The 21,388-nt window shown below is 64.2% G+C and carries 18 protein-coding genes; 6 read left to right on the forward strand and 12 right to left on the reverse strand.

Annotated features, from left to right (window positions below):
- The first annotated feature begins 252 nt into the window (after positions 1–252).
- The 4 genes from ASG03_RS16135 to ASG03_RS16150 all read left to right on the forward strand — a co-directional run bounded on the left by ASG03_RS16135 (position 253) and on the right by ASG03_RS16150 (position 4,236).
- On the forward strand, positions 253–1,230 hold the full coding sequence (locus ASG03_RS16135; protein WP_062473898.1) for a sulfate ABC transporter substrate-binding protein: 978 nt from the start codon (positions 253–255) through the stop codon (positions 1,228–1,230).
- 206 nt (positions 1,231–1,436) lie between these two features.
- Complete coding sequence (cysT, locus tag ASG03_RS16140; protein ID WP_062694512.1) at positions 1,437–2,258, forward strand: sulfate ABC transporter permease subunit CysT; 822 nt, start codon at positions 1,437–1,439, stop codon at positions 2,256–2,258.
- 20 nt (positions 2,259–2,278) lie between these two features.
- A complete protein-coding gene (gene cysW / locus ASG03_RS16145; protein ID WP_062695244.1) occupies positions 2,279–3,214 on the forward strand; it encodes a sulfate ABC transporter permease subunit CysW in 936 nt (311 codons plus the stop codon).
- Entirely contained in the window at positions 3,211–4,236 is a 1,026-nt protein-coding gene (locus tag ASG03_RS16150) for a sulfate/molybdate ABC transporter ATP-binding protein (RefSeq protein ID WP_062473902.1), read from the forward strand. The genes cysW and ASG03_RS16150 overlap by 4 nt, the downstream gene beginning before the upstream one ends.
- Positions 4,237–4,277: 41 nt before the next feature.
- Here the strand turns inward: ASG03_RS16150 and mgrA are convergent, their stop codons facing one another.
- From mgrA to ASG03_RS16190, 8 genes are all read right to left on the reverse strand, one after another.
- On the reverse strand, positions 4,278–5,309 hold the full coding sequence (gene mgrA / locus ASG03_RS16155; RefSeq protein ID WP_062694514.1) for an L-glyceraldehyde 3-phosphate reductase: 1,032 nt from the start codon (positions 5,307–5,309) through the stop codon (positions 4,278–4,280).
- A 201-nt stretch (positions 5,310–5,510) separates the two neighbouring features.
- Entirely contained in the window at positions 5,511–6,644 is a 1,134-nt protein-coding gene (locus tag ASG03_RS16160) for a Gfo/Idh/MocA family protein (protein WP_062473906.1), read from the reverse strand.
- A 30-nt stretch (positions 6,645–6,674) separates the two neighbouring features.
- Positions 6,675–7,436: a sugar phosphate isomerase/epimerase family protein gene (locus ASG03_RS16165; RefSeq protein ID WP_062694516.1), complete on the reverse strand. Its 762-nt coding sequence runs from the start codon at positions 7,434–7,436 to the stop codon at positions 6,675–6,677.
- A 50-nt stretch (positions 7,437–7,486) separates the two neighbouring features.
- Positions 7,487–9,946: a glycoside hydrolase family 2 protein gene (locus tag ASG03_RS16170; protein ID WP_062694519.1), complete on the reverse strand. Its 2,460-nt coding sequence runs from the start codon at positions 9,944–9,946 to the stop codon at positions 7,487–7,489.
- Positions 9,947–10,143: 197 nt separating this feature from the next.
- Positions 10,144–11,232, reverse strand: coding sequence for an ABC transporter ATP-binding protein (locus ASG03_RS16175; RefSeq protein ID WP_062694521.1), 1,089 nt, complete (start codon positions 11,230–11,232; stop codon positions 10,144–10,146).
- A 5-nt stretch (positions 11,233–11,237) separates the two neighbouring features.
- Positions 11,238–12,182, reverse strand: coding sequence for a carbohydrate ABC transporter permease (locus ASG03_RS16180; protein ID WP_062473914.1), 945 nt, complete (start codon positions 12,180–12,182; stop codon positions 11,238–11,240).
- Positions 12,175–13,101, reverse strand: a complete 927-nt coding sequence (locus tag ASG03_RS16185; protein WP_062473916.1) for a carbohydrate ABC transporter permease — start codon at positions 13,099–13,101, stop codon at positions 12,175–12,177. Before ASG03_RS16185 ends, ASG03_RS16180 begins: the two co-directional genes overlap by 8 nt.
- Before the next feature lie 238 nt (positions 13,102–13,339).
- Positions 13,340–14,575 (reverse strand): ABC transporter substrate-binding protein, encoded by a 1,236-nt coding sequence (locus ASG03_RS16190; protein ID WP_062694523.1) that lies wholly within the window; start codon positions 14,573–14,575, stop codon positions 13,340–13,342.
- 415 nt (positions 14,576–14,990) lie between these two features.
- On the opposite strand from ASG03_RS16190, the gene ASG03_RS16195 reads away from it, so the two are divergent.
- Entirely contained in the window at positions 14,991–16,106 is a 1,116-nt protein-coding gene (locus ASG03_RS16195; RefSeq protein ID WP_244475289.1) for a LacI family transcriptional regulator, read from the forward strand.
- A gap of 142 nt (positions 16,107–16,248) precedes the next feature.
- Here the strand turns inward: ASG03_RS16195 and gndA are convergent, their stop codons facing one another.
- Positions 16,249–17,688, reverse strand: coding sequence for an NADP-dependent phosphogluconate dehydrogenase (gene gndA, locus ASG03_RS16200; protein WP_062694525.1), 1,440 nt, complete (start codon positions 17,686–17,688; stop codon positions 16,249–16,251).
- Positions 17,689–17,914: 226 nt separating this feature from the next.
- Between gndA and ASG03_RS16205 the strand changes: the two genes are divergently transcribed.
- Positions 17,915–18,328 (forward strand): hypothetical protein, encoded by a 414-nt coding sequence (locus ASG03_RS16205; RefSeq protein ID WP_062473922.1) that lies wholly within the window; start codon positions 17,915–17,917, stop codon positions 18,326–18,328.
- 89 nt (positions 18,329–18,417) lie between these two features.
- Here the strand turns inward: ASG03_RS16205 and ASG03_RS16210 are convergent, their stop codons facing one another.
- The 3 genes from ASG03_RS16210 to ASG03_RS16220 form a co-directional block, all read right to left on the reverse strand.
- Positions 18,418–19,134, reverse strand: coding sequence for a PAS domain-containing protein (locus ASG03_RS16210; RefSeq protein ID WP_156379741.1), 717 nt, complete (start codon positions 19,132–19,134; stop codon positions 18,418–18,420).
- A gap of 236 nt (positions 19,135–19,370) precedes the next feature.
- Positions 19,371–20,330: a lipid A biosynthesis lauroyl acyltransferase gene (locus ASG03_RS16215; protein WP_062694527.1), complete on the reverse strand. Its 960-nt coding sequence runs from the start codon at positions 20,328–20,330 to the stop codon at positions 19,371–19,373.
- A 4-nt stretch (positions 20,331–20,334) separates the two neighbouring features.
- The gene (locus ASG03_RS16220) at positions 20,335–21,363 is read right to left on the reverse strand and encodes a zinc-binding dehydrogenase (protein WP_062694529.1); all 1,029 of its coding nucleotides are present in this window, start codon (positions 21,361–21,363) and stop codon (positions 20,335–20,337) included.
- Positions 21,364–21,388 lie beyond the last annotated feature (25 nt).

Below are 21,388 nucleotides of genomic sequence, written 5' to 3' on the forward strand. Positions count from 1 at the left end.
GCGGTTTGCCTGACGGAAACCGCTTGTCCGAAGGGAGATTACACGCCGTGGCTGCCGTGTCCAGCAGGGGGCGAAGCGGAGATCTTCGACTTTCGCAGCAAAAGGAGGAATGCCGCCGAGCCGACAGCTTTTCCGTCCGGGGCCCCTTCCCGGCAATAATATTCTCAAGGGGGCGGGCGACCGGTGATCCCTGACCTGGGTCATGGCGCTCCGCCCCCTTATGATCGACCCATCAACCTGTCGGAGACCTGAATGAAACGATTCCTCCTGATCGGTGTCGCCCTCGCCGCACTGACCGCTTCCGCCCATGCCGACGACAAGCTGCTGAACGCGTCCTACGATATCTCGCGCGAGCTGTTCGAAAAGGTCAACGAGGCCTTCGTCGCACACCATCCAGATGTGACGGTCGACCAGTCGCACGGCGGATCGTCCAAGCAGGCGCGCGCCATCCTCGAGGGCCTGGAGGCCGACGTCGTGACGTTCAACCAGGTGATCGACGTCGATGCTCTGGTGAAGGGCGGCTTCGTCACCGACGACTGGAAGAGCGACTTTCCGAACAATGCCTCGCCCTACTACTCCTTCCCGGCCTTCCTCGTGCGGGAAGGCAATCCCAAGGGCATCAAGGACTGGAGCGACCTCGTCCGCGACGACGTGAAGGTCGTGTTCCCCAATCCGAAGACCTCCGGCAATGCGCGCTACACCTATCTCGCAGCGCTCGCCTTCGCCAAGGAGACCTTCAAGAACGATCCGGCCAAGGTCGATGCCTTCATCGCCAAGCTGTTCGACAACGTTCCCGTCTTCGACACCGGCGGGCGCGCAGCCACCACGACCTTCGTCGAGCGGGAGACCGGCGACGTCCTCATCACCTTCGAAGCGGAGACCAAGGGCATCGCAAAGGAATTCGGCGAGGACAAGTTCGACATCGTCGTGCCCTCCGTCAGCCTGCTCGCGGAATTCCCGGTCGCCGTGGTCGACAAGGTCGTGGACAAGCACGGCACGCGGGACCTGGCGAAATCCTATCTCGACTTCCTCTACACGCCGGAGGGCCAGACCATCCTTGCCGAAAACGGCAACCGGGTGAATGATCCGACCGTCGCCGCAACCTTCAAGGACCAGTTTCCCGACATCCGCCTCCTCAAGGTCGAGGACGTGTTCGGCGGCTGGGAGAAGGTCAAGAAGGACGAGTTCGCCGAAGGCGGCCATCTGGACAAACTTTACGGAAGCCGTTGATCGCAGGCACGATCTGTGAAAAACGAAAGCCGCGGCGGGACGAGATGTCTGCCGCGGCTTCCATCGTTTGCAGCGCCGTTCGCCACCATCGGCGTCGAATCCGACGGCGCTCCGTGAAAGACCGCAGACCGGCCTTCGCCGCCCGCGCGACCTGAAAGCCCGCGGGACCTCGAAAGCCCGCGCGACCTAGAGAAAGAGGACCGACCTTGGCACGGCGCATTCTTCCCGGCCTGCCGCTCAGCCTCGGCATCACGCTGGTCTACGTCGCCGTGATCGTGGTGCTGCCGCTCGGCGCGCTGATCTTCAAGGCGGCGAGCCTCGGCCCCGCCGACTACTGGACGATCGTATCCTCGGATCGTGCCGTGGCGAGCTACCGCGTGACGCTGCTCTGCGCGGCCGCCGCGACCGCGTTCAACCTCGTCTTCGGAATGGCGCTCGCCTGGGTCATCGTGCGCTACCGCTTCCCCGGCCGCCGGCTCGTCGATGCGCTGGTCGACCTGCCCTTCGCGCTGCCGACGGCCGTGGCGGGCATCGCGCTGACCACCCTGTTTGCCAGCAACGGATGGTTCGGCGGTGCGCTGTCGGCCCTCGGCATCAAGGTTGCCTATACCCCGCTCGGCATCATCATCGCCATGGCTTTCACCAGCCTGCCCTTCATCGTGCGCACCGTGCAGCCCGTCCTCGAAGAACTCGACGGCGCGCTGGAGGAGGCCGCCCAGACGCTCGGCGCGAGCGACGGCGAGATCTTCCGGCGCGTGCTGCTGCCGCAGCTGCTTCCCGCCATCCTGGCCGGCCTGTCGCTCTCCTTCGCACGCAGCCTCGGGGAGTTCGGTGCCATCATCTTCATCGCCGGCAACCAGCCCTACGAGACGGAGATCACCGCCCTCCTCGCCTTCATACGGCTTGAGGAATACGACTACCCCGCCTCCGCCGCCATCGCCTCCATCATGCTGCTCGCGGCCTTCCTCATGCTCGCCGTCACCAACATCCTGCAGACCCGCGCCCTGCGCTACACGGTGAAGGGCTGACCATGACAGACGGCCGGACAATGACGAAAGCTACCCCCGGGTCGAAACCGGGTCACCGCCGCCCGGCGCGCATCGGCGAGACGCCGATCTTCCGCAACAGCCTGATCGCGATCGTGCTCGTGCTGGTCCTCTTCGTCATCGTCGCGCCGCTCGCCATCATCGGCGTCCAGGCCTTCTCCAAGGGGGCGGCCTTCTTCGCAAAATCGATCGCCGACCGCGACACCGCGCATGCCATCTGGATGACGGCGCTGACCGCGCTGATCGCTGTTCCCGTCAACACGGTCTTCGGCGTCGCCGCAGCCTGGGCCATCACGAAATTCGATTTCCCCGGACGCCGCCTCTTGCTCGTGGTCATCGAGATCCCCTTCTCGGTGTCACCCATCGTCGCCGGCGTCGCCTATCTCTTCGTCTACGGCCTTCAGGGCCTGTTCGGCGCGGCGCTGCAATCGGTCGACATGAAGATCCTGTTCGCGCTGCCGGGCATCGTGCTCGCCAGCCTCTTCGTCACCGCGCCCTTCGTCGCCCGCGAACTCATCCCGCTGATGCAGGCCCAGGGTCGCGATCTCGAGGAGGCTGCGACCTCGCTCGGGGCCAGTGGCTGGCGCACCTTCTTCTCGGTGACGCTGCCCAACATCAAATGGGCGCTGCTCTACGGCATCATCCTCTGCAACGCACGCGTCATGGGAGAGTTCGGCGCCGTGTCGGTCGTCTCGGGCAATATCCGCGGCCAGACCAACACGCTGCCGCTGCACATCGAGCTGCTCTACCACGACTACAACGCGGTGGGCGCCTTTGCCGCCGCCTCGATCCTTGCCAGCCTCGCCATCGTCACGCTGATCGCCAAGGTCGCGCTGGAGCGCCGCGGCGCCGGCCGCGTCCGGCGTCCGGCGCTGGCCGGGCCGAGCCTTGCGGGATCCGCCCCTGAAACATCGAAAGCCGGGATATCAGCGCCGTGAAGATCCGCCTCGACAAGATCGTCAAGACCTTCGATACCTTCCGCGCCGTCCACGGCGTCTCGCTGGACATCGGAAGCGGTGAGCTGGTTGCCCTGCTTGGCCCTTCGGGCTCGGGCAAGACGACGATTCTGCGCATGGTCGCCGGCCTCGAATATCCGGATGAAGGCGCGATCTTCTTCGGCGAGGAGAACGCGACCGACATCGAGGTCCGCCACCGCGGCGTGGGCTTCGTGTTCCAGCATTACGCCTTGTTTCCGCACATGACGATCGGCGAGAACATCGCCTTCGGCATGAAGGTCTCCAAGACCCGCCGCTCCGCGGCCGAGATCGCCGACCGTGTGGCCGACCTCCTGCGTCTCGTCCAGCTCGACGGGCTGAAGGACCGTTTTCCCGCACAGATCTCCGGCGGCCAGCGCCAGCGCGTGGCGCTGGCACGGGCGCTTGCCGTGGATCCGAAGGTGCTGCTGCTCGACGAGCCCTTTGGCGCACTGGATGCCAATGTGCGGCGCGACCTGCGCCGCTGGCTGCGCAAGATCCACGAGGAACTCGGCATCACCACGCTGTTCGTCACCCACGATCAGGCCGAGGCGCTCGATCTCGCCGACCGCGTCGTCATCCTCGACAAGGGCCGGATCGTGCAGACGGGCACCCCGGAAGAGGTGTGCCGCGCACCGGAAAATGCGTTCGTGATGAATTTCCTCGGCGACGCCAACCGCTTGAAGGCCACCGTGACGGCGGGCCGTGCCAGCGTCAACGAGGTCCTGTTCGACGCGACGGGCGTGCCCGACGGCGCAGCCGAGCTGTTCTTCCGCCCGGCCGACGTCATCTGGCGCGAGGACGGCGCGGGCATTCCGGCCGTTCTCCTGCGCGTCATCGACCGCCCGGACTCCAAGCGCATCCTCGCCGTGACGGCGGATGGCCAGCATGTGGAATTCGACACCGCGCCGGAATTCCCTTTCCGTCCGCAGTCCCGCGGGACGCTGGAAATCCTGCGTCCGAAAGTGTTTGCCGCCGCGTTTTGACCCGACAGGCCGGCGGGTTGCCGGCCTGTCGGAGACGCGTGTCAGGCCAGTTCGGCCGACTTCGCCCAGAGGTTGATGTCGGCCTCGCGGGCATAGGTGTCGATCTCGGCGAGCTCCTCGGTCGTGAAGGTGAGGTTGTCGATCGCCTTGACGCAATCCACGATCTGCGCCGTCTTGCTGGCACCGATCAGGGCCGAGGTGACCCGACCGCCGCGCAGCACCCAGGCGATCGCCATCTGCGCCAGCGTCTGGCCGCGGCGGGCAGCAATCTCGTTGAGCTTGCGGACGTTGTCGATGACCTCGGGGCGAATCAGGCGCTGGTTCAGATAATGGTTCAGCGCCGCGCGGCTGTCGTCCGGAATGCCGTTCAGATACTTCGTCGTCAGCATGCCCTGCGCAAGCGGCGAGAACACGATCGTTCCGACCCCGAGATCGTCCACCGTCTCCAGCAGACCGTCATCCTCGACCCAGCGGTTGATCATGGAATAGCTCGGCTGGTGGATCAGGAGCGGCGTGCCGAGATCCTTGAGGATCGCGGCCGCTTCGCGCGTCCGCTGCGAGTTGTAGGAGGAAATGCCGATATAGAGCGCACGGCCCGAGCGGACGATGTGGTCGAGCGCGCCGCAGGTTTCCTCGAGCGGCGTATCCGGGTCGAAACGGTGGGAATAGAAGATGTCGACATAGTCGAGACCCATGCGCTTCAGGCTCTGGTCGCAGGATGCGATCAGATATTTCCGGCTGCCCCACTCGCCGTACGGGCCCGGCCACATGTCGTAGCCGGCCTTGGACGAGATGATCATCTCGTCGCGATAGGGCTTGAAATCCTGGGCGAAGATGGCGCCGAAGGCCGTTTCGGCCGCACCGTAGGGCGGACCGTAATTGTTGGCGAGATCGAAATGGGTGATGCCGAGATCGAAGGCCGTCTGGCACATTTCGCGCTTCAGCGCATGCGGCGTGGTTTCACCGAACGTGTGCCACAGGCCGAAGGAGATGGCCGGAAGCTTGAGGCCGGAGCGACCACAGCGGTTGTAGATCATCGTGTCGTAACGGGTGTCGGCGGGGTGCCAGGTCATTGTCGTTCCTCCATGGGATCCTCCGGACAGGCGGCACGCGCCAAAAGGGCGGCGGCGCCCCGGGGTTCCCTCATTGTCATCAGCGCCGGAAGCCGTGCCGGCGCGGCCGCTCCGGTTCGTCGAAAGCGGTCCCTGCATGTAACGCAGAAGCCCGGAGACCGAAACCGGTTTCCGGGCTTTCCCGCAGAACCTGCCCGCAGATCAGCGCAGCAGCGCCCGTGCCGCCTCGATGCCAAGCGGGGCCGGCTGGGTGCAGGTGGTGGTCAGATCCACGAACCGGCCCTCGTCGCCCGATTTCAGGATCGAGACCATGACGTCGACGCCGTGCAGCGTGCGCTCCAGCGAGCAGCGCGGGTCGCGCCCCTCGGTGATCGCCTGCGCCATGTCGGCGAGGCCCGCGGTGCGGTAATTGGCGATCGGCCCCTGGGGATGCTCCTGGTTTTCCACCGAGAACGGATGGTCCCAACGATCGACCGGCGAGATCTCCTTGCCCTTGCCGCTCACCTCGACCTTGCCGCCGAAGAAATTGGGATCGGGCACGTAGAGCGAGCCTTCGGTTCCGTAGAGCTCCATATTGCCGTGCCGGTGCGACCAGACATCCCAGCTCGCCGTCAGCGTCACCGTCGCGCCGCTCGCAAACTCGAGAAGCGCGTGGATGTTGGTCGGCGTCTTCACCGGGATGACCTGCCCCTTGCGCGGCTCGCTGGAGATGGTGCGGGTCTTGGCGGCCTTGGACGCCAGCGCGGCGACGCGCTTCACCGGACCGATGAGGTTGATCAGGTTGGCGACGTAATAGGGCCCGAGGTCGAGCACCGGCCCGGCGCCCGGCAGGAAGAAGAAGTCCGGATTGGGGTGCCACATCTCCATGCCGGGGCTCATGACGTGGCAGGTGCCGGACGTGACGCGCCCGATCCGGCCGCTGTCGACCTGCGCCCGCGCCAGCTGATGCGCCCCGCCGAGGAACGTGTCGGGCGCGCAGCAGACAGTGAGACCCTTTTCCGCGGCCAGCGCCCGCAATTCCTCGCCTTGCGCCAGCGTCAGCACGAGCGGCTTTTCGGAATAGACGTGCTTGCCCGCCTCGAGGATCTGCCGGGAGACCGGGAAGTGTGCGTCCGGGATCGTCAGGTTGACGACGATGTCGATCTCCGGATTGGCGAGCAGCGCGTCGATCGACTGCGCCTTCACACCGTATTCGGCGGCACGCGTCTCGGCGGCCGCCGGATTGATGTCCGCGCAGGCGCGGATTTCGATGCCCTTGAAGAGCGGCGCAAGCCGGAAATAGGTGGTGGAAATATTGCCGCATCCGATGATGCCGACGCCGAGATCCTGTGTCATGACGTATGTTCCCTTGAAAAGGTCGTGCTGTCAGAAGGTCTTGATGGTGGCGATGGAGCGTTCGGCAAGGCGGGCGAGATCGCTCGGATTGTCGTGCTCGACGATGTAGGTCTTTGCGGGCGTGGCGGCGAGACGGGCAAAGAGACCCTTCCAGTCGACAGTGCCATGGCCCACATCCGCCCAGCCGTCCTCGTTCGCGTTTTCGCCGGCTGCGGCGATGTCCTTGACGTGGACGGCGGTGATCCGGTCCGCATACCGGTCGATCCAGGCGAAGGGGTCGGCGCCACCACGGATCACCCAGGCGATATCCGCTTCCCATTCGAGATCCGGACCGCCTTCAAAGATGAGGTCCATCGGCACGGCGCCGTCCGGCAAAGCCTTGAACTCGAAATCATGATTGTGCCAGCCAAAGCCGAGGCCGGCTGCCTTGATCTTCTCCCCGGCCTTCTGCAGTCGGGCGCCGAACGCGGTCCAGCCCGCAGCGTCCGTCGGCCGGTTCTCAGGCAGGACATAGGGGCAGTAGATCGTCTTGATGCCGAGCATCTTCGCCACCTCGATGGCGCGATCGGGCTTGGTCTCCAGCATGTCGAGGCTGAAATGGCCGGTCGGCATCGTCAGGCCGTTGCGGTCGAGATCGGCCTTCAGCGCCTTCACGGCACTGTCGTCATGATCGCCATAAAGCGCACCATAGCCTTCGACCTCCTGGTAGCCGGCCTTGGCGACCAGATGCAGGGCATCCGACAGCGGCGGGAAATTTCGGGCGGTGTAGAGCTGGAAGCTGAGCGGTCTCATGGGACTGTCCTTTTCGGGAATGCGGGTCGATCTCGGCGCCTTGGCGCGCGTCAACCGGCCGAGGATTGCAGGTCGTAGGCGGTGAAGACCGGCGTCGGGCCCTCGCCCGGCGTCGATGGCGTGAAGCGGACCGTGCGGCGCGTTCCTGCCGTCAGATCGAACGCATTGTCGCTGAAGCGGCCGGCGACATTGGCCTCGATCATCACATGGAGGGCGAGCCCGGTCGCGGAAACGGTGAGATCGACCGCACCGGCGGCCTCTCCGGCGGCGGACGTGGCGATGGCGAGGCCCGACGGTTGGAGATCAAGCGCCTTGTAGGTGCCCGGTACGTAATGGCCCTCCCCTTGCGATCCATCGGAAGCCTCGAAGGTCCAGAAGAGCAGCATCCCCTCGGGCACATCGCTGGCGGGAATCGTGACGAGCGTCGTCGCCCGGTCGGCCGGGCACGTGCCGCTCGCCGCCATCAGGGGCCGACGCTCGCCGGCCGGCGTGACGAGGAAGGTCTGCACCTCGATGTTGACCGGCGCGCGGGTGTCGTTGACCATCGACAGGGCCAGGGACGTGCCATCCTCCGACGGGATGGCCGCCACCGCGACCGGCTGGAAGAAACGGCGCACCATGTAGTGCATGGCCTTCCAGCTGCCGCCATAGTCGAGGCTCGACCATGAAGCGACCGGCCAGGTGTCGTTGAGCTGCCAGTAGAGCGTACCCATGCAATGAGGCTTTAGCGAGCGCCAGAACTCCACCGCCGTCTTGATGGCGAGGCCCTGCTGGATCTGGCTGAGATAGACGAAGCTCGCGAAATCCTTGGGAAAGCGGAAATACCGGAACATCGTGCCGGCGATCCGCTCGTTGCCGCCTGCATTTTTCTGATGGCTCTCCATCACCGGCGAGGCGATGTTGAGATCTCCAGGCGCGGCGAACTGGTGGATGACCGGCAGGGACGTATAGGACTGGAATCCGAACTCCGAGCAGAAGCGCGGGCGCACCGTCCGGTAATTGTCGAAAGACTTGTTCTCGTGCCAGACGGACCAGTAGTGCATGTCGCCGGCGCCATCGGCATGCCAGGCATCGCCAAAGTTCAACGGACCGACGGCGGGGCTCGACGGCCACCAGATCAGGTCCGGCGCGGCCTTCTTCATCGTGGTCTCGATGGTCCGGTTCAGGCGATCGTAGGAGACGAGATAGCGATCACGATCCTTTCGGCTTTCCTCGAACCAGGTGAGCGCGCCGACAAGCTCGTTGTCCCCGCACCACAGCGCGATCGAGGGATGCGACGCCAGCCGGTGCACCTGGTCCGCGACCTCGGCTGCGACGTTCTCGAGAAAATCCGGCGTCGAGGGGTAGAGGTTGCACGCGAACATGAAGTCCTGCCAGACCATGAGGCCAAGCCGGTCGCAAAGGTCGTAGAACCAGTCGGGCTCGTAGAATCCGCCGCCCCAGACGCGGATCATGTTCATATGCGCATCGACGGCCGACTGCAGCAGGTCTTCGACACCGGCCTGCGTGACCCGCGAGAAGAGTGCGTCCGCCGGGATCCAGTTCGCGCCCCGGCAGAAGATCTCGACGCCGTTGACCCGGAACGCGAAGCGGCTGCCCGCCTCGTCCGCATCCGTCAGAAGCTCGATCCTGCGAAAGCCGATGGTCTTCCGGACGCGGTCGCCGCCGACGGACACGGCAAGCGCGGACAGCGCCTGCTCGCCGCTGCCGGCCGGCCACCAGAGGTTCGGGCGTGCCACGGGAAAGATGTGTTCGACCGTGGTCATGCCCCTGGAAAGTTCGATATCGCGCGTCTGCTCGGTGCCGTTGAGCGTGAAGGTGACGGAGGCATGCCCGGCACTGGCGGCAAAGAGCCCGGCGGTAACGACGAGCTCGACCGAGCCGTCGTCGTGCCAATCCTGGCGGGTCGTCACATGTTCGACCCGCGCCTCGACCAGCCGCTTCAGCAGCGGCGGCTCGTAGACGCCGAGGGGGGCGATGGCAATGTTCCAGTCCCAGCCGAAATGGCACTGCACCTTGCGCAGCATGCTGCCGTTCGGAATGGGCGAGTTGGCAGTGGAATAGGGAATGTAGAAGGGCTGGCGCGCCTGCCGCTCGGCACTCTCGCGCACCGACGACCGGATGACGAGCGTCAACCGGTTCGTGCCGGAAACAAGGACATCCGTGACATCCGGGCGATACCGGCGGAAACTGTTGTCGGCCTCGAGCACGCGGACATCGTTGAGCATGACATCGACCACGGTGTCGAGCCCGGCGAGATCGAGATACCAGCGATCGGTCGCCCCGAGGTCGCCGAGATCGAAGGTCCGCTCCAGCACCCAGTCCTGCGTCGCCACCCACTGCACGTCGGCCTCGTTGCGCCCGACATAGGGATCGGGGATGACGCCCGCGGAAAGCAGCGCGCTGTGCACGTCGCCGGGAACCGGCATGGCGAGGGTGTGTTGCGCGTCGAGGCTGGAAAGGCTCCAGATACCGGAGAGGTCGAGGGTGGAAAGGGTCGTGTCCGTCATGCCGTCTGCCTTTTTTCAGCCGTCGCCGGCCCTTGTATGTGTCGCGGGTCTCGGCGCGCGAGAGAACCCCGCATCCGCCCGCCGGCATCGTCTCTCCGTTTGCGGCGAGACGGGACCCGGCGCTGTCGAGGGCCCCGTCCCCTCTCCCCGCGGGCGGGAAAAGGGCTCATGTGAGGGGCGACCCCGGCCGAAGGCACCTACAGTCTCTGCTCGGTGCCGGCGTCGAAGATCGAGGCCATGCCCATGTCGATGCCGAGGCGGACCTGCGATCCCGGGGCATATCGTCGCGCACCGGCGATCCGCACCGACATCGTCTGGCCTGCAAGCTTGAGCCAGAGAAGATTGTCCGCTCCCATCGGCTCCTCGATATCGACGATCGCGGAATGTGCGTCCCCGCCGGCCGGCACCTCGTCCACCGTCACGTGTTCCGGGCGGATGCCGAGGACGACCGCGGTGCCGGGGCGGATCGGGCTGCGGGCCGGATAGGCGTCGATGGCGAAGTCCACGCCGGAGACGCTGACGACCTTGCGACCGCCCTTCTCTTCCACCGTGCCGCGGAAGAAGTTCATCGACGGGGACCCGATGAAACCGGCGACGAAGAGGTTTTCCGGCGCATTGTAGATGGTCATGGGATCGGCGAGCTGCTGGATGACGCCGCTTTTCATGACCGCGATCCGGTCGGCGAGCGTCAGCGCCTCGATCTGGTCGTGCGTCACGTAGATCATGGTGTTCTTCAGCGACTGGTGCAGCCGCTTGATTTCGACGCGCAGCTCGGATCTCAGCTTGGCGTCGAGGTTCGACAGCGGTTCGTCGAACAGGAACACGTCGACATCGCGCACCAGCGCCCGGCCGATCGCCACGCGCTGGCGCTGCCCACCGGAAAGCTCCGCCGGCTTGCGCTTCAGGAGCGGCTGGATCTGCAGGATCTCGGCAGCACGGGCCACGCGCTTGTCGATTTCCGGCTGCGGCATCTTGGCGACCTTCAGGCCGAAGGACAGGTTCTTCTCGACGCTCATCTGCGGGTAGAGCGCATAGGACTGGAACACCATGCCGATGCCGCGATCCTTGGGCTCTTCCCAGGTGACGTTCTTGCCCTTGATGAAGATCTGCCCGTCCGAAATTTCGAGCAGACCTGCAATGCAGTTGAGCAGGGTCGACTTTCCGCAGCCGGACGAGCCGAGCAGGACCAGGAACTCGCCGTCGCGGATATCGAGATTGAGGTTTTCGAGAACGGTGACTGCGCCGAAGCTCAGCGACAGATCCTGGATGGAAACGCTTGACGTCATGAGGATCAGCCTTTCACGGCGCCGGCGGCGATGCCGCGCACGAAGAGACGCCCGGAGATGAAGTAGACGATGAGCGGCACCGCGCCGGTCAGCAGCGTGGCGGCCATGTTGACATTGTATTCCTTCACGCCCTGCACCGAGTTGACGATGTTGTTGAGCTGGACGGTGATGGGATAGTATTCGGGGCGCGTGAAGACCACGCCGAACAGGAAGTCGTTCCAGATGCCGGTGATCTGCAGGATCATCGCGACGACGAAGATCGGCAGCGACATCGGCAGCATGATCCGGAAATAGATCATCCAGAACCCGGCCCCGTCGATGCGGGCCGCCTTGAACAGCTCCTCCGGCAGCGAGACGAAATAGTTGCGGAAGAGCAGCGTCAGGATCGGCATGCCGAAGATCGAATGGACGATGATGAGACCGCTCAGCGTGCCGTAGATGCCCATTTCGCGCAGGATGATGACGAGCGGATAGATCATGACCTGATAGGGAATGAAGGCCCCGATGATCAGGATGATGAAGAACACCTCCGACCCCTTGAAGCGCCAGTTGGCGAGCGCATAGCCGTTGATCGAGGCAAGCGCGATCGAGGCGATGGTCGACGGCACGGTGATGCGCACCGAATTCCAGAAGCCGCGCGACAGGCCGTCGCAGTTCAACCCCGTGCAGGCGCTGGACCAGGCCTTGACCCAGGGCTCGAAGGTGATCTCGACCGGCGGCGAGAAGATGTTGCCGAGCCGGATTTCCGGCATGCCCTTGAGCGAGGTCACGACCATCACGTAGAGCGGCAGGAGGTAGTAGCAGGCAAAGACCAGCAACGTGCCGTAGACCATGATGTTGGTGCCGGAAAAGGCGCGTGCCGGGCGCTTGCCGCGCGGGCCGGAGGCGAGCTGCCGCCGGGAGGCGTCGATCGCGACGGCCGTGGTGTTGAGGGAGGCGATATCAGCCACGCTTGCGTCCTCCGAATTCGAGATAGGCCCAGGGAATGATGATGATTGCGACGGTGACCAGCATCATCGTGGAGGCTGCAAAGCCCTGTCCGAGGTTCTGAGCCTGGAACATGTAGTCGTAGACATATTTGGCCGGGACCTCCGACGCGATGCCGGGGCCGCCGCTCGTCTGCGCCACCACAAGGTCGTAGACCTTGACGATGCCCGAGGCGATGATGACGAGGGTCGTGATAAAGACCGGGCGCATCATCGGGATGACGATGAAAAGATAGGTCTTCCAGGCCGGAATGCCGTCGATCCGCGAGGCCTTCCAGATTTCCCCGTCGATGCCGCGCAGGCCGGCGAGCATCAGGCACATGACGAGGCCCGTTCCCTGCCAGAGTGCCGCGATCAGGATGCCGTACATCACGAGGTCGGGATTGTAGAGCGGGTCGAACCGGAAGGACGTCCAGCCGAGCGAGCGGATGACCGACTGGATGCCGAACTCCGGATTGAGGATCCACTGCCAGACGAGCCCGGTCACGATGAAGGACAGCGCGAAGGGGTAGAGAAAGATCGTGCGAAACGTGTTCTCGAACCGGATCTTCTGGTCCATCAGCGCGGCCAGGAGAAAGCCGATGAGCAGGCTGAAGATCAGCGAGAAGATGCCGTAGATCCCGAGGTTGACGATCGAGACCCCCCAGCGCGGTGCAGCCCACAGGCGCTCGTACTGGTCGAAGCCGACGAAGCTCATGCGCGGCAGCAGCCGGGAATTCGTGAAGGAATAGAGCACCGTCCACAGCGTGCCGCCAAGAAAGATCACGACCGCGGTCAGGATCATCGGGATCGACGCGATCTTGGCGCTCATGTTGCGGAAATACTGGTTTGGCCGGGTGGATCTCCGGACCGGTTTCGCAAGTGTCGTCGCTGGAACCGTCATCGGCAGGCGCCTCCTCGTGGCTCTTCCCGACAGGAGAGCGCGGCTAACGTGAAGCAAGGGCGTGGCGGTCCCGGGCCTCATCGAGGCCCGGGCGGTGATGCCAGGCGTGAACGGCGACAGGCGGTCGCCGTAGGATCAGAGCCGCATCGCCCCCGCCGCTTTCCTGAGAGAGCAGCGGAGAGCGAGCCGGGGCGGCAGCAGGCACACCCCGTCGACTGCCCCGTCCGTAAAGAGCCCCTTATTCGGCGGAGGCGATGATGCCGGCGAGACGCTTCTGGGCGTCCTCGGGCGTCATCGTCGTGCTAGAGAAGAACTCGGAGAACAGGTCCTCCTTCTGCTTCTGGATGTCCGCCGAAAGAAGCTCGTCGGCGCTCTTCACCACACTGCCCTTGGCAAGGATGTCGATGCCCTTCTTCATGCAGTCGTTGGTGGCCGACATGTCGACGTCGCCGCGAACGGGCAGCGACCCCTTCTTCAGGTTGAACGCGACCTGTGTCGCCGGGTCGAGGATGGTCTTGGCGAGCACGCTCTGCGCCTCGGTCTTGGCCTCATCCTTGAGCAGCGGGAAGTAGAAGGCGTCACCGCCGGTCGAGATCATGGCATTGACCCCGAGGCCCGGAAGGCACGAATAGTCGGTTCCGGCCTTCTGGTTGGCGATCTGGAATTCGCCCTGCGCCCAGTCACCCATGATCTGCCCGCCGGCCTTGCCGGTGATGACCAGATTGGTCGCCTGGTTCCAGTCCTGAACGTTCGACCCCTTGGCCATGCGCCGCGCATCGTCGGCCGCCTTGAAGATCTTCGCCATGTCGGGACCGGTCAGGGCCGCCTCGTCCTTGTCGCCATAGGCCTTGAGGTAGAAATCCTTGCCGCCGAGGGAGAGAAGAAGAACGTCGAACAGGCCGGCGGACTGCCAGGCCTGACCGCCGAGCGCGAGCGGAATGATCCCGGCCTTTTCGAGCGCCGGACCGGCCGCCACGAATTCGTCCCAGTTTTTCGGAACGTCGACACCGGCTGTCTTGAACGCCGCGTTGGACAGCCACAGCCACTGCCAGGAGTGAATGTTGACCGGGGCGCAGTAGATCTTGCCGTCGATCGTGCAGGCATCGAGCAGGCTCGACGGACGGATGACGTCCTTCCACTTCTCGGCCGTCGCAACGTCCGTCAGGTCGCGCATCAGGCCGGCCTGCACGAGTTCCTCGGCCTGGCGGCCATGGTTGAACTGCGTCGCCCCCATCGGGTCGCCACCGGTGATGCGGCTGATCATGATCGGACGTGCCGTACCGCCGGAACCGGCGATCGCGCCGTCCACCCATTTGTTGCCCGTGGCATCGAAAGCCTTGGCCAGCTCCGCGACCGCCGCAGCCTCCCCGCCCGACGTCCACCAATGCGTCACTTCCAGATCCGTGGCGTGAGCCGCACCGAGCGGCAGAACTACACTGGCAGCCAGAATTGCTGCGCGAAACCGTGTCATCATGAGTCTCCTCCCTCACTGTAACGTTGCCGTAAAAACCTAGCGGATGTCTGGAATGGGCGCAACATAGCAGAACGCAAATTTTTCGTGATGACGAAATTTCTACCTTTAGATGAATTTTTTGTGCACCCAGGGTGGCGTCGTACGACGGAAAGTGCAGTGCAAGATAACAAAGGATTAGCTCCAAACCTCTGATTTCAAATCATCAACGGGAAATCTGCGTAAAAACGCACCAATTTGCCGCTTTGCGATGCAGCAAATTGTTCCACTGCGGCCATCCTTCGTGCGTCGATTGCAACCAGACGCCAGAGACTGCAAAACACGATCTGGTCAACTGTATCGTTGCAGTTTTTTGGTGTAGGCAGAGTGGGAGTAGAATTGGTCAAGCCGTAGCAAAATGGTTAGGATCGCCGGTCGGATGACCGGAGCGGAAGGGCAGGCGAACATGGACGAGACGAAGAGAACCGGCAGCCCGATCCCGGGAGCGCCGGTGGCGGCCGCCCCGGCCGCAAGCCTGAACGCCGAACCGAGCCTCGCCGCGAACATTCGCCCGACCCTGAAGACGATCGCCTTCATGACCGGACTGGGAATCACGACCGTGTCGCGCGCGCTCAAGGATGCACCGGACATCGGTGCGGAAACGAAGGCACGCGTACGCCTCGTGGCACGGCAGGTCGGTTACCAGCCGAACCGCGCCGGTGTCAGGCTGCGGACCGGCAAGACCAACGTCATCAGCCTGGTGCTCTCGCTGGAGGAGGAGATCATGGGTCTCACCAGCCCGATCGTCGTCGGCATTTCCGAAGTGCTAGCGGCAACGCCCTACCATCTCGTCGTTACGCCCTACAGCCCCTCGCGGGACGCCCTCGCCCCGGTCCGCTACGTGCTCGACACTGGCGCCGCCGACGGTGTCATCATCTCCCGCACCGAGCCGAAGGATCCGCGCGTCGCCTTGATGCTGGAGCGCAATTTTCCCTTCGTGACCCATGGCCGCACCGAAATGGGGCTCGCGCACCCGTATCACGACTATGACAATGAGGGTTTTGCCTACGCCGCGGTGCGAACCCTGGTGGAGCGCGGTCGCCGTCGGCTGACGCTGTTGCAGCCGCCGCCGCACCTCACCTTCCACCGCCATATGCGACACGGCTTCGATCGCGCGGTTCGCGACTTCGGGGTCGAGACCATCCCCTTCGACGCCGTCGATATCGACCACTCGCTGATCGATATCCGCACCGCCTTCGAGACTCTGCTGCACAGCGGCGCGGTGCCGGATGGCATCGTGTCGGGCAGCGGCGCCGGGACGATCGCCCTGATCGCGGCGATCGAGGCGACCGGCCGCACGATCGGCCAGGATCTCGATGTCGTTTCGAAAGTGCCGAGCGATTTTCTCGGCTGGCTGCGCCCGGAGGTCATCACGATGAAGGAAGACATCCGCCATGCCGGACACGAACTCGCCAAGGCCGTGCTTGCGCGCATTGCAGGACAGCCGCCGGAGACGCTCCAGAGCGTGAGCGGCCTCGACCGTCAGGACGTCTGACCGCGGGCGGCGCTCCGTCGCGCTGACGGTGCTCCGCGCGCGCTCGGAATTGGCGAGATGCTAGTTGGAAAGACCCTAACGGAAAGGGCCGCGCGACGATGCCGCGCGGCCCTTTCCGGTTTCGTGCCGTCGGATCGGCGGTTCAGGAGCGCTCGGCGACGAGACCGCTGCCCCAGGGGCCGTGATGCGAGTCCTTGCCGTCGGTGCGATCATAGCCATGCGCGCCGAAGTAGTCGCGCTGGGCCTGGATCATGTTCGCCGTCCCGCGGGCGCGACGATAGCTGTCGAAATAGCCGAGCGCCGAGGCGAGAGCCGGGACCGGAAGTCCGCCCAGCACCGCGGTCGAAACCACGCGACGCAGCGGGCCGTCGGTTTCCTTGACCATCGCCGCGAAGGCCGGGGTCACGATGAGGTTGGCGGCGTCCGGCGATTCCGTGAAGGCCTTGGTGATCTCGTCCAGGAACTGCGAGCGGATAATGCAGCCGGCACGCCAGATCCGGGCGATGGTCGGCATCGGCAGGTTCCAGCCGAACTCGCGGGATGCCGCCGCCATGACGGCGAAGCCCTGCGCATAGGCACCGATCTTGGCGGCCAGCAGCGCGTTTTCGAGATCGCCGAGGAAGGCCGCCTTGTCGGCAATCGACAGGGGCGGCACGTCCGGCAGCCCGAGGATCTTCTCGGCAGCCTCGCGTTCGCTCTTCATCGACGAGAGGCTGCGGGCCGCGACCGCCGCTTCGATGCCGGTGGCCGGCACGCCCATGTTCTGCGCCTCGATCACCGACCACTTGCCAGTGCCCTTTTGGCCGGCCTTGTCGAGAATGACATCGACGAGCGGACCAGAGCCGAGCTGGTCGCCGGCACGCAGAACGATTTCGGAAATCTCGATCAGGAAAGAGTTGAGGCGGCCCTTGTTCCAGGTCGCAAAGACCTCGGCAATCTCGGCGGCGCTCATCTTCAGGCCGTCGCGCAGAATGCCGTAGATCTCGGCGATCATCTGCATATCGGCATATTCGATGCCGTTGTGGATCGTCTTGACGAAATGTCCCGCACCGTTCTCGCCGAGCCAGGCAACGCAGGGGTCGCCTTCGTAGCGGGCGGCAATCGAGGTCAGAACCTTCTCGACGCGCGTCCAGCTTTCCTCGAGACCGCCGACCATGATCGACGGCCCGTGCCGGGCACCTTCCTCGCCACCGGAGACACCCATGCCGATGAAGGTCAGGCCGCTGTCCTTCAGCGTGTCGAAACGGCGCATCGTGTCGCGGAAATTGGCGTTTCCGGCATCGATCATGATGTCGTGGGCTTGGAGATGGGGCTTCAGGATTTCCATCTGCTGATCGACCGCATCGCCGGCCTTGATCATGATGATGATCGGCCGCGGCGGCTTGATCGCCGCAACGAAGTCCTCGATCGTTTCGCAGGGGATGATCCGATCCTTGAGATCGCCGGCCTCTTCGTAAAATTCTCTCGTGCGCTCCACCGTGCGGTTGAACACCGCAATCGTGTTGCCCTTTTCGGCAATGTTGAGCGCGAGGTTGGACCCCATGACGCCGAGCCCGATAAGGCCGATTTCCGCCTGTGCCACGTGTGTACCTCCGTTAGATCCTGGAACGCGGGGATGCCGATATGCGGCAAGCGTTCCATCCATGTGCCGTACCCGCAATGCCGACCGTTGCAGCCGTTTGCCCAAGGGGTAGGCGCTGAAAGTTTTGGCACCTGGAAGAGGGAACCACAAGACATTGTTGAAGTCCCGAGCTACATTTCCCGTCCGACGCCGGGCCCTAACGTCACGGCCTTGAGGGAGCCTGGACATGATCCGGAACGTGCGCATCGTGGACGTGACCATCGAACGTGACGCGGCCGCCGTCTATGCCTTTGCCAGCCGGCCGGAGACCATGCCGCTCTGGGCTTCGGGACTGGCGAGCGGGCTCGTGCCGGCAGGAGATCATTGGATCGCGACCGGCCCTCTCGGTATCGCGAGGATCGTCTTCACCCCTGAGAACAGTCTTGGCGTCCTCGATCACACCGTGATTCTGGAGACGGGAGAGACCACGTACAACGCCTTTCGCGTGACGCCGAACGGCGATAACGGGGCTGTTGTCGTGTTCACCGTGCTGCAGCAGCCGGGTGCGGACGAGGAGAGCTTTCGGCGCGATGCGGACTGGGTTCGCAAGGACCTGATGCAGTTGAAAAGCATCCTCGAGGCGATGCCGCCGGAAGCCTGAGAGCCGGAAGCCTAAAACCTAAGGGCCAAAACCCCAGGCAAGGGAAGTCCATGTGCCGGACCGGACGGACGGAGGCGCGGACCTGTATTTCAGGCCGCGATGGTGCGGCGGCGGTTGGCCAGTTCCTGATAGACGATGATGGCCCCGATGATCTCGCCGGTTGCAGAGCGGCACGGCGTCATGCGGGAACGGATCACGATCGTTCGTCCGTCGACTTCCCGGGCATAGGTCGTATCGACGATCTCCCCGCGGAAGCATCGCTCGAGACGGGGTTTCAGGCTCTTTTCGAAGAAGGGCACGCCGGAGTGCTCGACCACGGGCCGGCCGACGAGCGAGAGGACCTTTCCGTCGACCGCCCGCGCGTGGCGGGCATTGGTGTAGGAATAGCGGAAGTCCGTCGTGATGACGCAGACATGGTCGGGCAGGCTGTCAAGGACAGCTTCGTTCAACTGCCCCTCCTCCGCCTCGTCGGGCGTCGGCGCATCATAGGTCAGGTAGATGCCGGGATCGCGGATCTGGAACTTTCCGGTCTCCACCTCGACGAAATAGCGCTCGGCCAGCCGCGACAGCGTATTGCTGTGCCGGATCACATGGGCGCGGTCATCCGCCTCCTGCCGCAGAAGCTCGAGCAGGAAATCGAACTGAAGCCGCGCCTCCTCGGCAGTCTGGGCCTGCTTGTTTTCGATGGCCTGTAACAACGGCTTGATTTCGCTGTCGAGCGCGTCGATCAGCGATGCTTTTCCCTGATCGACCGCCTCGTAGAGCTTGGCGTATTTCATCCAGAACAAATCGATCAGCGTCTTCACGCATCATCTCCCTATTCAAGCTCGCCCACGACATGGAGAAACCCTCCATCGCGGCGTGACGCAGCATGCCTCATCAACGGCTCGAACAACCAAGTAGGATTTTACACGCGTCGCATCACCGTTCAACGGATAGTTGACGATATCATGAATTTGATATGCCTTTTTTAGGGATGCGGCATCATTCACGTCGGCTTTGCACACGCCGGACGAGAGAAAAAGGGAGAACGCTCGCAGAGCTACATTTTCGTGTTCGTTTCGCGCGCGACTCGGCGCTTCACGTGCCAGCGATCGTGATACCAGAGCCACTGGCCGGGATACTCCCGCACCCAGCGCTCGACCGTGTCGTTGAGGAGCTGCGCCGTGGCCTCGACATCGACGCTGCCGCCGTCCTTGCGCGGAATGGTCACGGCCGGCTCGATTTCCAGCCGGAAGCGATTGCCGGGGAGACGGACGCACCGCGCAGGATAGACCTCGCAGCCGAATTGCCGCACGAGCTTTGCCACGAGCGGATTGGTCTTTACCGGCTGTCCGAAAAAGGTCGTTTCCAGCCCCTTGCGAAACTTCTGGTCGACCAGCACCCCGATCCCGCGCCCCTCGTCCAGCTTGCGCGCCAGGGTGAACGACGATCCCGCATGCGACGGCACCAGCGTTCCCATGCGCTTTGCCCGGAAGTCGAAGACCTTCTTCGCCATGGTCGCGTTGTTCGGCGGACGGAAGAGCACGGTGACATCGAGGCCGAACGCCGAGCCTGCGACGGGCAGCATCTCGAAGCTGCCGCTATGGGCGGTAAACACGATGAAGGGACGCGGATTGTCGCGCAGGTCGAGAAAGATCGGTGCGCCGACCACCTCGACGCGGCCGGGTGTGCCGCGCGTCGGATCATAGTCGAACAACCGGTCAAGGAAGACGTACTCGGCGGCAAGCCGGCCGATCGACCCCCAGCTCTCGAGCGCTATCGCTGCGATCTCGCTCTCGCTCTTTTCCGGATAGGCCGCGCGCAGATTGGCCAGCGTCAGCAGATGCCGGCCGCGCATGAAACGCGGTCCGGCGAACTGCGATACACGCTCCATGAAGTTCAGCGCCGTATCCGGCGGCAGCAGCTTCAGGAGCATCAGCGGCAGAAAGGCGAGTTGCGCGACGGTCCAGTCCTTGGCGTGCCGGGCGAAGAGCACGAGCCGCGTGATCAGGCTGCGCACGCGATCAATCCAGCCGCAGGACGATCTTGCCGAACACCTGCCGGCCTTCCATGCGTTCCAAGGCACGATCGATGTTTTCGAAGGTCACCTCGGTATCGATGACGGGATGCACGAGACCGCGGGCCATCTTCTGCATGGCGTCGGCCATGTTCTCCATCCGGCAGCCAAACGAGCCGATGAGCCGCAGCTGCTGCTGGAACAACATCATTAGGTTCATGTCGGTCGACACGCCCGAGGTCGAGCCGCAGGTGACAAGCCGCCCGCCCCGCTTCATGCAGAGCATCGAGCCGGCCCAGGTGTCCTTGCCGACATGTTCGAACACGACGTCGACACCCTTCTTCTTGGTCAGCTTGCGCACGACGCCCTCGAACCGGTCCGTGCGGTAGTTGATGACGTGATCGGCGCCCAGCGCCTTCGCCTTCTCGATCTTGTCGTCAGATCCGACCGTGGTGATCACGGTGCAGCCGATCTTCTTGGCAAGCTGGATCGCCGCCGAGCCGATGCCGGAACCGCCGGCATGAATAAGGATCGTTTCGCCCGGTTCAAGCTTGGCATTGTCGAACAGCATATGTTCGACCGTGCCGAAGGTGACCGGCGCAAGCGCGGCGGCGACCGCATCGACGCCGGGCGGCGCCGGCACGAGGAGCCGCGCGGGCAGGTTGACCTTCTCCTGCGCGAACCCGTCGAGATGGAAGCCGTGGACACCGCTGACATGTTCGCAGAGATTGTCGCGTCCCTCGCGGCAGGGCCGGCAAAGGCCGCAGGTCCGCGCACCGTAGATCGACACGAGCTGCCCCGGCAGAACATTCGCCACGCCCGGCCCGATCGTTTCCACGACGCCCGCAGCCTCCGCCCCGATGACCAGCGGCATCTTGCGCTTGGCAAAGGCCATGCCGCGCCAGCCCCAGACGTCGATATGATTGAGCGCCACGGCCTTGACGCGCAGCGTCACCTCGCCGGGGCCCGGTGCGTCCGGCTCCGGCAGGTCGGTGACTTCGAGCTTCCGGTCGTCGATCAGTTGCAGCGCGCGCATGGTCTTTTCCTTATCGTTCCGCGAC

Source organism: Rhizobium sp. Leaf341, assembly GCF_001424325.1.
Lineage (GTDB): Bacteria > Pseudomonadota > Alphaproteobacteria > Rhizobiales > Rhizobiaceae > Ferranicluibacter.